The sequence below is a fragment of the Roseibium sp. genome (assembly GCF_050301095.1).
Lineage (GTDB): Bacteria > Pseudomonadota > Alphaproteobacteria > Rhizobiales > Stappiaceae > Roseibium.
Window position 1 is genome coordinate 1 of sequence record NZ_JBNKYW010000025.1, and the last position, 11,402, is coordinate 11,402.

General features: G+C 60.9%; 13 protein-coding genes. 1 reads left to right on the forward strand and 12 read right to left on the reverse strand.

Features of this window, described 5'->3' with window-relative positions; all coding sequences use genetic code 11:
• Nucleotides 1-64: 64 nt before the first annotated feature.
• Nucleotides 65-583 (forward strand): prepilin peptidase, encoded by a 519-nt coding sequence (locus ACQY7U_RS01525; protein WP_428641263.1) that lies wholly within the window; start codon nucleotides 65-67, stop codon nucleotides 581-583.
• Nucleotides 584-634: 51 nt separating this feature from the next.
• Here ACQY7U_RS01525 and ACQY7U_RS01530 read toward each other — a convergent pair whose 3' ends face one another.
• The 12 genes from ACQY7U_RS01530 to ACQY7U_RS01585 all read right to left on the reverse strand — a co-directional run bounded on the left by ACQY7U_RS01530 (nucleotide 635) and on the right by ACQY7U_RS01585 (nucleotide 10,868).
• Entirely contained in the window at nucleotides 635-1,219 is a 585-nt protein-coding gene (locus ACQY7U_RS01530; protein ID WP_428641265.1) for a hypothetical protein, read from the reverse strand.
• 36 nt (nucleotides 1,220-1,255) lie between these two features.
• Complete coding sequence (locus ACQY7U_RS01535; protein ID WP_428641266.1) at nucleotides 1,256-1,735, reverse strand: tetratricopeptide repeat protein; 480 nt, start codon at nucleotides 1,733-1,735, stop codon at nucleotides 1,256-1,258.
• A 483-nt stretch (nucleotides 1,736-2,218) separates the two neighbouring features.
• Entirely contained in the window at nucleotides 2,219-3,088 is an 870-nt protein-coding gene (locus ACQY7U_RS01540; RefSeq protein ID WP_428641267.1) for a hypothetical protein, read from the reverse strand.
• 158 nt (nucleotides 3,089-3,246) lie between these two features.
• Nucleotides 3,247-3,642: a RidA family protein gene (locus tag ACQY7U_RS01545; RefSeq protein ID WP_428641269.1), complete on the reverse strand. Its 396-nt coding sequence runs from the start codon at nucleotides 3,640-3,642 to the stop codon at nucleotides 3,247-3,249.
• Entirely contained in the window at nucleotides 3,639-4,046 is a 408-nt protein-coding gene (locus tag ACQY7U_RS01550; RefSeq protein WP_428641270.1) for an acyl-CoA thioesterase, read from the reverse strand. The genes ACQY7U_RS01545 and ACQY7U_RS01550 overlap by 4 nt, the downstream gene beginning before the upstream one ends.
• Before the next feature lie 3 nt (nucleotides 4,047-4,049).
• On the reverse strand, nucleotides 4,050-4,736 hold the full coding sequence (locus tag ACQY7U_RS01555) for an ABC transporter ATP-binding protein (protein ID WP_428641271.1): 687 nt from the start codon (nucleotides 4,734-4,736) through the stop codon (nucleotides 4,050-4,052).
• A complete protein-coding gene (locus ACQY7U_RS01560; RefSeq protein ID WP_428641273.1) occupies nucleotides 4,733-5,482 on the reverse strand; it encodes an ABC transporter ATP-binding protein in 750 nt (249 codons plus the stop codon). Before ACQY7U_RS01560 ends, ACQY7U_RS01555 begins: the two co-directional genes overlap by 4 nt.
• Nucleotides 5,475-6,458, reverse strand: a complete 984-nt coding sequence (locus ACQY7U_RS01565) for a branched-chain amino acid ABC transporter permease (protein ID WP_428641275.1) — start codon at nucleotides 6,456-6,458, stop codon at nucleotides 5,475-5,477. The genes ACQY7U_RS01560 and ACQY7U_RS01565 overlap by 8 nt, the downstream gene beginning before the upstream one ends.
• On the reverse strand, nucleotides 6,455-7,375 hold the full coding sequence (locus tag ACQY7U_RS01570) for a branched-chain amino acid ABC transporter permease (RefSeq protein WP_428641277.1): 921 nt from the start codon (nucleotides 7,373-7,375) through the stop codon (nucleotides 6,455-6,457). The genes ACQY7U_RS01565 and ACQY7U_RS01570 overlap by 4 nt, the downstream gene beginning before the upstream one ends.
• A gap of 56 nt (nucleotides 7,376-7,431) precedes the next feature.
• On the reverse strand, nucleotides 7,432-8,568 hold the full coding sequence (locus ACQY7U_RS01575) for an ABC transporter substrate-binding protein (protein ID WP_428641279.1): 1,137 nt from the start codon (nucleotides 8,566-8,568) through the stop codon (nucleotides 7,432-7,434).
• A 227-nt stretch (nucleotides 8,569-8,795) separates the two neighbouring features.
• Nucleotides 8,796-9,650 carry a tryptophan 2,3-dioxygenase gene (gene kynA / locus ACQY7U_RS01580; protein ID WP_428641283.1) on the reverse strand — a complete coding sequence of 285 codons (855 nt, stop codon included), beginning with the start codon at nucleotides 9,648-9,650 and terminating at the stop codon, nucleotides 8,796-8,798.
• A gap of 129 nt (nucleotides 9,651-9,779) precedes the next feature.
• Entirely contained in the window at nucleotides 9,780-10,868 is a 1,089-nt protein-coding gene (locus ACQY7U_RS01585; protein ID WP_428641281.1) for an ABC transporter substrate-binding protein, read from the reverse strand.
• Nucleotides 10,869-11,402 lie beyond the last annotated feature (534 nt).

The following is an 11,402-nucleotide window of genomic DNA, read 5'->3' on the forward strand; positions in this document are numbered from 1 at the left end:
AAGCTGCTGCAGGTTCCTGCAAAGCGACCACCCGAATTAAAACTACCCGCCTGGAGGGCCGGACTTGGAGTTTGCCGCCTTTTATCTCTGCCTCGCCGTAGCAGCGGCCTTCTTTGGCTATGTCGGCTATCAGGACTTCACGGAATGGAAGATCCGCAACAAGAGCGTGCTGATCCTGTGCGGCCTTTATGCCGTGACGGCCATGGCGGGCATGTCGACCACGGCCATCATGACCAAGGGCTTCATCAACCCCACCACCGATCTCTATGCCGGCGGCCTTCTGTTTGCCATGGGCTTCGTCTTCTGGGCCCTCAAGTGGTTCGGCGCGGGCGACGCCAAGCTGCTGTTTCCGACCGGCCTGTTCGTGGGCTGGGACCATATGATGCTGTTCACCATCGGATTGCTGGTCTTCGCCATCCTGTTTCTTGTCGTGTTGAAATCGCCGTTCCTGCAGGCGTTCTCCCATACACGCATCGGCTTTCGCATCCACGAGATCGCAAGCACCCGGAAAACGCCCTACGGCGTGGTGATCGTTCTTGCTCTGTACGTGGTGATGTACGCAAGGTTCGTCCCGGCTTTTTAAGCCGGACTTCAGGACAAGCACCGTTCAGACAGTAAAGCGCTTCGGGGAAGGCTAGCGCCGTTTCTCGTAGCGGACCTTGCCATCCGGCGTGACCACCCGCCGGAACATGGCCGAGGGTTGCTGAGCAAAGGAGTTGTTGCCCGCGGCCGGAACACCGGCGGGGCTCCCGCCCGGCAACGTGAGGGAAGACCCGGCACCTGCCGCTGCCGACAGGGCCTGCGTGTCCGCCCTCAGGTCGCGAATCTCGTTTTCAAGATAGGCTCCGGTCTCCTGCAGGGTCGCATTCAGCGTCATCAGTTCGGAGCGGAGGCTTTCGATCCGGTCGTCCGTGCGTTCGAGACGGTTCTGGAAACCGGTGTTCATGAGGTTGATCTTTTCGTTGAGGCGCGTTTCAAATGCCTCAAGATCCCCCAGATCGGCCTGGATGCGGCGCAGCTCCGAGGTGGCTGTCCAGGAATAGACCAGTCCAAGAAACAGCACGATCGCCATGGCGATGGAAATGATGTTGGTAACGACCAGCAGGCGGAATCTGCTCCCGTCCGCCGCAGGCGTCTGTTTCGGGACGCTTTTGCTCGCCGCGGCGCTTTCAGGGGCCGTCCCGGCTTCCTGTTCGGACGAATTGCTATCGCTGGTCAACTTCACCCTTTCTGAAGTCGATCCGCCTTGAGATCCCTACCCGCGTTTTGCAAAGGAGACGCTGTTCCTCAGCAGTTCAAGGTTGTTGGCCGTGATATCGTTGTCGGGATCGATTTCATAGGCCTTGAGGAAGTACCGGCGGGCAATCACGAGGTCCCCTCTCAGGAGATGGGAATAACCGAGATTGTTCAGGTATTGCGGGCTGTTCGGAATCATCCCGGCAAGCTGACGGTACCCCTTGTCCGCATTGTCGAAGCGGGAGATCATGTCGGCGGAGGCCGCATATCCCAGCCAGGCGTTGGGATCCTTGGGGTAGACTTCCACCGCCCGTTTGAAGATGGCATAGGCCTTGCCGAAGTTCTTTTCCTTGAACTGGACGACACCTTCGGCCAGCAATTCATCATCCCTGTAGTAGGAAACGTCCGGCAAGTTCTTCACGGAGGCGGAGCTGTCGCCAAATGTCGACAACTCGCTGATGTCGCTGGATTGGCAGCTGGCCAAAAACAGCAACGACATGCAGACCAAGATTTGCCTTGCGACTAATCGCATACCCATACACTACCCCCAAAACTCGACCTCGTCTGCAGGTCAACGCAAGGGCGAACGAAAACGCAGCACTCACCTGAACAAACGAACTGACGACCGGGCCGGGATTGCCGATGCACTATTTGCAGTTTGCCTCCCAGGCATCCCATCACGCACCTACGCCGCCAACTGTCTCCTTGTGGCACATTATGAATGGCAAAGGAATTAAGAGATCCCTGAAATTGACTTTACGAGAGCTCCATTGCTCTCATAAAAGTGACCTGTTGCAATTTAGTCACAAATTTCGGCTGTCCCGGGACGCTCCACATACGATCTGAAAGGATCCCTCCAGTCAGGAGAAGAGAATCGGCCAGCCTCCGTCTGAAGGCTCCGGGACGGGTTTTAATGCCCTCGCCGCCGGATCAAGGCCCGGCGCCACGTACGCGGCTGACAGGGGCCAGGCAGGCACACCGGTCAGGACGAAGCGAGGCGCCGCCGAACCAGCCGGATGAAGCTGTTGTGCTCGTCAAGCGTGAACACGCCGCTCCTGACGTTCTTGTCCAGCGCGCCGAGGTCTTCCCGTGTCAGAAGCTTCCTGTCGACACCCAGTTCGGTTTCCCCGATGAGATAGGTGTATTGCGCCGCCGTTCCGTCCATGATCACGGTCTTCTTGCCCGCCAAACGGCCATCCTTGGGATAGATGAAGACCTCGTGGCCGTTCATCGGCGTATCAATGGTTCCTTCGACGCCGAACTTGTTCTTGACGATTCCGACCAGCAAATTCGAAACCCTCAGGCAATCGCAGATACCGCCGAACGTGTCGAGAACGGACTCGGAGTATTTCGACCCTGCCGCCAGCCGCGCCTGGTTGACCGCGTCTGCCGCCTCCTTGGGGTCGACATTCTCCGGCAGCGCATCCGTTTCGTCGGCGCCCGCAAGCGATCCCGACATCATGTGCTTCAGCGACGAGGAGATCTGCGCCTGCATGTCCCGCGACCCGGCCGCCGGCGGCAGATAACCATTTGACGACGCATAGCCACCCGAATTCATGCGGTTGAACAGGGCCTTGTTTTCACGAAGGCGCACAAGCGCCATCTGGAACAGCTCCGGCGCGACCTTCAGGTTGTTGGCAAGCCTTTCGCTCAATTCCGTCAGTTGATTGACGATCTCGACCGCCGCGTCGTTGCGCTGGAAGGTCGAGTGCGAAAGGAAGGATATGACGGAATTGACGTTGTCACGGGCCTGAGGGCTGCTTTCGGCAGGCAGCTTGCGGCAGCCCTCCAGCGCGGAAATCGCATCCTCTATGCTGTCAATTCTCTTGCCCCAGAATTTCGGTCCGGTCATCGCTCAGTCCACTCTCAGAAACGGCCAGACCGCACGGCCTGGCCCAAATGCTGGTGAAACAGAAGCGATACTATACCCGCAAACGCAGCCGTTCCGTGATCTGGATTACGATCTGCCGGGCAATTTCCCCTTCGCGAAAATTCGGCAGGGGCTCCGTTTCAGCCGATCTGCGCCGTTGCTTCGATCTCGATCAGGGCCTCGTCCTCGATGAGCCCGGCAACCACCACCACGGACATCGCCGGAAAGTGGCGGCCCAAGACACGGCGGTAAGCCTGGCCGACTTCCTTCTGCCGGGCCATGTATTCACGCTTGTCGGTGATGAACCAGGTCAGGCGGACAATGTCGGTGACGTCGCCGCCCGCTTCCCTGACGATGGCCGCGATGTTGGCGAGCGTCTGTTCCATCTGGCCGACGAAATCCTGCGTTTCGAACACCTGGTCCTTGTTCCACCCGATCTGGCCGCCGATGTGCAGCGTGTCGCCCTTGGTCAGCATGCCGTTCGCATAACCTTTCGCGGGAGCCCAGCCTTCCGGTTGAATGGTTTTCGCTGTCATGATCCCTGGTACTCCTGAAATTGCCGTATCTGTTCTTTTGCATCGGCGGGCCAGACCTCCGGCCTGCCCTCCGCATTCACGTTCACGAGCGTCAGCTCGGTTGAAAATCTCGGCTCCCCGCCACAATTTGCCTCGATGGTGAGGCCGCAGCTGGTGCGTCCGATCCGGGTCACGTTGAGGGCCAGGGTCAGTTCGTCGCCGAGCCGGCTTGGAGCCGAAAAGCGCGTCCGGATTTCAGCGGTCGGAACCGCCCCCTGCCCATGTATTGCCTGGAAAGGCCACTTCACGACCGACGCGAAGAAGGCCTCGACGCAGTCGTTCATCATCTCGAAGTAGCGCGGGTAGAAGACGATGCCGGCCGGATCGCAGTGCCTGAAAAGAACGGATTGCGGAAAGCGGAACATGGCTCAGACCCCGATGTACCGGTGCGCAACGTCTTCGCTGAGCGCGTCGATGGTGCCCGTCCAGACAGTCTTGCCGCGTTCCAGGATCACCGCCCGGTCGCAAACGCCTTTCAGTTCCTTCAGCGACTTGTCGATCACCAGGATGGAAAGCCCGGCGTCCGCCTTCAGAAGACGGATCGCGGACCAGATTTCCTGCCGGATGATCGGCGCCAGGCCTTCGGTTGCCTCGTCAAGGATCAGGAGCTTCGGATTGGTCATCAGCGCCCGGCCGATGGCAAGCATCTGCTGCTCGCCGCCGGACAGCGATCCCGCCCTCTGACCGCGCCGCTCGCCGAGGCGCGGAAACATCTCAATGACGCGCTCGAATGTCCAGGCGCCCTTGCGGGCCGCCGCAATCAGGTTTTCCTGTACGCTCAGGTCCGCGAAGCAGCGCCGTCCTTCCGGCACCAGACCAAGGCCGAGCCGGGCCGCACGGTGGCTCGGCAGCCGGCTGAGGTCCTTGCCGTCGAAGGTCAGCGTGCCGCTCGCAGGCAGCATGCGGCAGATGCTCTTGACGGTGGTCGACTTGCCCATGCCGTTGCGGCCGAGCAGCGCCAGAACCTCGCCTTCCTCGATTTCAAGATCGACGCCGAAGAGAGCCTGGCTCGCGCCATAGGAGGCGGTGACGTTCGCAAGTGTCAGAAGGCTCATGCTTCGTCCCCCAGATAGGCTTCGCGTACGACCGGGTTGGCCCGAATCTCGTCGACCGAGCCGGTGGCGATCACTTCGCCGTAGACAAGGACGCTGATCCGGTCGGCGAGCGAGAAGACGGCATCCATGTCATGTTCAACCAGGAGGATCGGCGCTTCGTGGCGCAGCTGATCCAGAAATCCGGTCAGCAGCTTTGAACCTTCCGCCCCGAGACCGGCCATCGGCTCATCCATCACCAGCACTTTGGGTTTGAGCGTCAGGGCAACGGCAACCTCCAGCTGACGACGGCGGCCGTGGCTGAGTTCGGCCGTGCGGTGGCGGGCATGATCCTGGAGGCCTACCCGGGTAAGGGCTTCCTCCGCGGTCTCGCGCAGCGCCTTGTCGCTCAAGGCGGTCGACCAGAACCGCCAGGGCCGGCCGCTGGCCCCCAGCGCACCGAGAACGGCGTTCTGCAACACCGTGTCTTCCATGGCGAGCGAGGAGATCTGGAAGGTCCGTCCGAGGCCCTTGCGGGCACGCGCCCGGGTGGGGAGATGGGTGACATCTTCTCCGCGCAGGGTGACGCTACCCGCGTCCGGCCGGAGCGTGCCGCAGATCTGGCCGATCAGGGTCGACTTGCCGGCACCGTTCGGACCGATGATGGCATGGATTTCGCCGGGTCTCAGGTCGAGGGAGATGTTCCGGCTGGCCTGAAGCGCGCCGAAACTCTTGCAGATATCCTTCACTTCAAGAACGGTGTCAGTCATGGACAGCCTCCCGTCCGGAGATCATGCCGATCAGCCCGCCCCGTCCGAACAGGACGATCAGCAGCAGGAGCAGGCCGAGGTAGATGTGCCAGTACTCGCTGAGGCCACCGAGCCAGTGTTCCAGCGCGACGAAGACCAGTGCGCCGACGACCGGGCCGAACAGGCGCCCGACACCGCCGAGGATGATGAAGATCATGATCTCGCCGCTGGTTTGCCAGCTGAACATGGTCGGGCTGACGAAACGGTTGAGGTCGGCAAAGAGCGCCCCGGCCAGCCCCGTGATCGCGCCGGAGAGCACGAAGGCGACGAGGCGCAGCCGGACCGTGTCGAGACCGACGGTTTCCACCCGCACCGGAGCCTGACGCGCGGCGTTGAGCGCCAGCCCGAAGGGCGACTTGGCCAGCCGCCAGGCGAAAACCAGCACCAGACAGAGAAGGGCCAGGCAGAGGCCGTAAAACTGGATCGGGTCCAGCGTGTTCAGCCCCGGAAAGCCGTTACGGACATAGATCGACAGGCCGTCCTCACCGCCATATTCCGCCCAGGAAATGGCAAAGAAGAAGAACATCTGCCCGAAGGCCAGCGTGATCATGATGAAATAGACGCCGGTCGTACGCAGCGACAGGGCGCCGATGACAAGTGCCGCCAGCGCTGAAGCCACGACAGCCACCAGCCAGATCACGGGCATGGACTTGGTGCCCTCGATCAGGAAGGGCCATTCGGTCAGCGCCGTATAGGTTTGGGCGTGATAGGCAAGGATGCCCATCGCGTAGCCGCCAAGCCCGAAGAAAACGGCGTGACCGAGGCTGACGAGCCCGCCGATGCCGAGCGCGATGTTGAGACCGATCGCGGCGATGGCGAAAACCGCCGCACGCGTCATCAGCGTGATGGTGAAAGGCTCGTCCGCCGTCACTGCCCAGAGCGGGATCAGCACGAAGAGAGCGAGCGTGAAGGTGTTGATGTAGCTTTCCCGGATCATGCGCGCGCTCCGAACAGTCCGGAGGGCCGCAGGATCAGGACCGCCGCCATCAGCACATAGATCGCCATGGAGGCGAGCGACGAACCGACGGAGGTCGCGGTTGCGGGATCGAGGAAGAGCTTCATGAGTTCCGGGAGGAATATGCCGCCAAGCGTATCGGTGAGGCCCACCAGGATCGCGCCGATCAGCGCGCCCTTGATGGAGCCGATACCGCCGATGACGATGACGACGAAGGCCATGATGAGGACGGGTTCGCCCATGCCGACCTGAACCGACTGGATCGCGCCGACCAGCGCGCCCGCCAGTCCGGCAAGGGCCGCACCGAGGGCAAAGACGATGGTGTAGAGCCGGGCGATGTCGATGCCGAGGGCTGCGATCATCTCACGGTCGTTCTCACCGGCGCGGATCTGGATGCCGAGCCGCGTCCTGGAGATCAAAAGGTAGAGCCCGAATGCCACCAGCAGACCGACGGCGATCAGCGTCAGCCGGTAGAGCGGATATGCGATCCCTCCGGGAAGCGTCACGGGGCCGGACAGGAACTCCGGAACATTCAGGAACAGCGGGAAGGACCCGAAGATCCAGCGCGTGCCTTCCGAAAAGATCAGGATCAGCGCGAAGGTCGCCAGCACCTGGTCGAGATGATCCCGGGCATAAAGCCGCCGGATGACGACCAGCTCCACCAGAGCCCCTGCTATCGCGGCCCCGGCCAGCGCCGCGATAAGCCCCAGCACGAAGGACCCGGTTGCCGCGGCAACGGCTGCCGCGCAGAAAGCCCCGATCATGTAGAGCGAGCCATGGGCAAGATTGATCAGCCCCATGACGCCGAAGATCAGGGTCAGGCCTGCGGCCATCAAAAACAGCATGATGCCGAATTGCAGGCCGTTCAGAACCTGCTCTATGAGCAATATCAATGACATGAGTTCCCCACCCATTAAGTTGGCGCGAGAAATCGCGCCAACTTGTGGTGCTTACCTTACATGCTGCATTCGGACCAGTAGGCATCGGCGTGGCTGGAGAGCGCCGTGCCGATGGTCTTGTTGGTGTAGACGTCGCCTTCCTTGATCACCTCGCGGACGTAGATGTCCTGGATCGGGTGATGGTTCGGGCCAAACTTGAAGTTGCCGCGCACCGACTTGAAATCGGCCTCTTTCAGCGCCGCCCGGAAGGCATCGGCGTCCTTCACGTCGGCTTTCGCCATGGCGGACAACAGCAGGTTGGCGGTGTCGAAGCCTTGCGAGGCGTAGAGCGACGGCAGGCGGCCGTATTCGGCCTGGAAACTTTCGACAAAGGCCTTGTTGACCGGGTTGTCGATGTCCTTGTTCCACTGGCTGGTGTTCTTCACGCCGAGCGCGGCATCGCCGACGGCCTGCAGGATGCCCTGGTCAAAGGAGAAGGCCGGACCGACGACCGGCAGGTCGACGCCACTGTCCTTGTACTGCTTCAGGAAGGAGATCCCCATGCCGCCAGGCAGGAAGAAGAACACGCTGTCGGCGCCGGAGGCACGGATCTGGGCAAGTTCGGCCGCATAATCCGTCTGTCCGAGCTTGGTGTAGATCTCACCGGCGAGATCACCGCCATAGAACCGCTTGTAGCCGGTGAGCGCGTCCTTGCCGGCCGGATAGTTCGGCGCAAGGATGAAGCTCTTCTTGTAGCCCGCTTCCTTGGCATAGGCGCCGGCGGCCTCATGCAGGTTGTCGTTCTGCCAGGCGACGTTGAAATAGTCCGGGTGGCAGCCCTTGCCGGCGAGTGCGGAAGGACCGGCGTTCGGCGACAGGTAGAACTTGCCCTGTGCCGTGACCGACGGCACCACGGCCATGGCCAGGTTGGACCAGATGATGCCGGTCAGAACATCGACCTTTTCCGACTGCACCATCTTGTCGGCGAGCTGGACGGCGATATCCGGCTTGCGCTGGTCGTCCTCGATGATGACCTCGACATCATTGTTGCCCGCCTGCTTGACCGCCAGCATGAAGCCGTCGCGCACGTCGATGCCGAGCCCGGCCCCGCCGCCGGACAGGGTGGTGATCATGCCCACCTTCACCGGGTCCGCCAGGGCATTGCCCGACAGAAGCGCCAGCAGGCTTGCGGCAGCAGCAAGTTGTTTCAACATGGAAATTCCCCTCTTCAAAATCCTTGAACGGCCTTCTTGCGAGGCCGCTTGAAAGACACTCTATCGGCACGTTCGCCGATGTAAATCCTGCAAATCGAATATGATGGGCGGTCCGGGGCCTGAAAACGGTCCTGCCTTGCACGTCCTCCCGCCAATCCAAATGGCCGGAGAGGCGAGGCATGAGTCCCACAGGCGTCAGTGGCGGCAGGCCGTCCGGATCGACAGGCTCAAAGCGCCGTCCTGACGTGCCACAGCTCCGGAAAGAGTTCGACTTCGAGCATTCGCTTGAGATAGGTAACGCCGCCCGTGCCGCCGGTACCGCGCTTGAAGCCGATGACCCGTTCGACGGTCGTGACATGATTGAAGCGCCAGCGGCGGAAATAGTCCTCCAGATCGACCAGCTTCTCGCCGACCTCGTAGAGCGCCCAATGGGCGGACGGATCCCGATAGACCGTCTGCCAGAGGGTCATGATTTCCGGAACTTCCCGGTGCGGCGCGTCTGAGGGTTCCGCAGTCACGCTGTCTGGAACCTCAAGACCGTGGCGGCGGGCAAAAGCCAGCACCACCTGGTAAAGGCTCGGCCGCGCCAGTTCCGCCTTGAGAAGGGCAAGGCTTTCCGGATCGTGCTCATGCGGCCGGAGCATGGACACGTTCCTGTTGCCGAGAGCATATTCGATCAGCCGGTATTGCAGCGACTGGAACCCGGACGACATGCCGAGGGCATCCCGGAACTGGGTGTAGTCGCTCGGCGTCATGGTTCTGAGGACATCCCAGGCCGAATTGAGCTGCTCCATGATACGGCTCACCCGTGCGAGCAGTTTCATCGCCTGCGGCATGTGATCCTCCGCGATCGCCTCGCGTGCCGCGTTCAGCTCGTGCAGCATGAGCTTCATCCAGAGTTCCGAGGTCTGGTGCTGGATGATGAACAGCAGCTCGTCGGGAGCATCGGACAGGGGGGCCTGAGCGTTCAGTATCCGCGACAGCCCCAGATAGTCGCCGTAGGACATCTTGTCCGAAAAGGCCATTTCCGCGCCTTCGGTTTCCGGATTGTAGGCTCCGCCCGGTTCGTTGGTATCGGTCATCACTTTCTCCCGCTGGGCATTCTTCAGGCCCTTGTAATCCATCTATAGCCTTCAAGGCAGGCAGTTGGGTAGGAGAGAATTCCGGCTGTTGCGATGACCGGAAGCGACCGCTGAAGAGGCCCGGGAAAGTCAGCTTCCGGCGGCGTTCAAAATCGCTTCGGCGGAAAAATCATAGTGGCTGCTTCCGGTTTCAACCTTGGAGAATTTCTCGAAGGCAATTTTCCGCCAGTCGCCGTCGCCGAGGCGTGACAGGTAGAGATCGACGTTCTCCGGCGTGATCGGCGACATCTTGAACAGGACGTCGACATGGACTTCGCCCTTCACGCGCTTGAAAAAATGGTCGCGCAACATCACCATCGCCCAGGCCCCGGCAAAGAAATGTCCGCCATGGGTCATCGTCAGCTCGCGGCTGCGGACGGCGTCCATGCCGCGTTTCGACCAGTTGAGCCCCACGAACTGAATGTCCCTGCCTGCTGCGAGACCGTCCTCCTTCGCCGCTTTCAGGGCTCCGAAGGCGATCGAGTCATTGGCCCCCCAAACTGCATCGATCCGCGTCCTGTTCAGGACGGACCTGGCACGGTCATAGGCCAGTTCCTCGTTCCATTGAACAGGGATGGCATGCACCAGGGTCACATCCCGGTTGTCGGCAACCGCCCGCAGCATGCCGAGCTCCCGCTGGACACCGGCAGGCGTGCTGGTGTCCCCCGTCAGGGCAAGCAGGCGGATCCCGCTTGCCTCCGGATGGGTTTGCCGCACGTTCTCGAACAGGGACTGTGCCATCTCGTAGCCGGCGGTTTCATTGTCCGGAATGATCGATGCGATAACCTTCTGCATGCTGATGTGGCGCAACTCGAGGGTTCGCCTTTGTTTGGACGTCAGCTTGTTGAGCAGAAGGAGAACCTTGCTGGACGTTCCTTCCATGAGCTGCAACAGCCGGGCAGCGGCCTGGTTTTCATTTACCAGAACGAAATAGTCAGGCAGGTCCCCCTGCTCGAGCCGGTGGATGAGCAGCTCCTCCATGGCATAGGGCTGGCGGTCCGCATAAAGAATTTCCAGATCGGCATTCAGGTCTTCCGCCGCGGCCGCCATGGTTTTGGCGACTTCGCCCCAGAAACCGGTCTTGCCGCCGGGATTGACGAACGTCACCGAGAAATCGGCAGCCTGAACGGCACCGGCAATAAAGCAAAAACAACACAGAGCGAGTATTCTGACGACCATCGTCTTCCTTTACGCCGGATTCCCACCTGCTCGACTGAAACGTCCCTTCAGGGCGACTCGCGGCCGCCGACATCTTAGACTCAACGCATACATTCCGCAGAAGGCAATACGTGTTTACACACACCTAATAGCACCGGATGCCCGAGATACGGACAGAAACTTCGGATATCAGGCAATCCAGTTTGCCACCCGATAAAGGTGAGGCCTTAACGCAACGTATGCGGGGCGCCATTTCAAACGCCGCAGGGACTTCACTGATACGCAAACCGGCCAAAATCCGGCAGCCTCCCTTAAGTTTTCCGCACACGGATAAAGTCCTTTTCCATGAGGGATCCAATCGCTGGCAAGGGTACGGACCCAAAATTTGTGCAGTTCCGGCGCCCGATGCCCAGAGAAAGGCATGGTCGGGTCCGCCATTTTGTGGAACTGTGATGTCCGCACATTTCCGCAGAAGCCAGCCGGGGTCTCGCGATGTCCATTCGTGCAAGCATTTATCACCTGACCCATTACAAGTACGACCGGCCGGTCACTTTA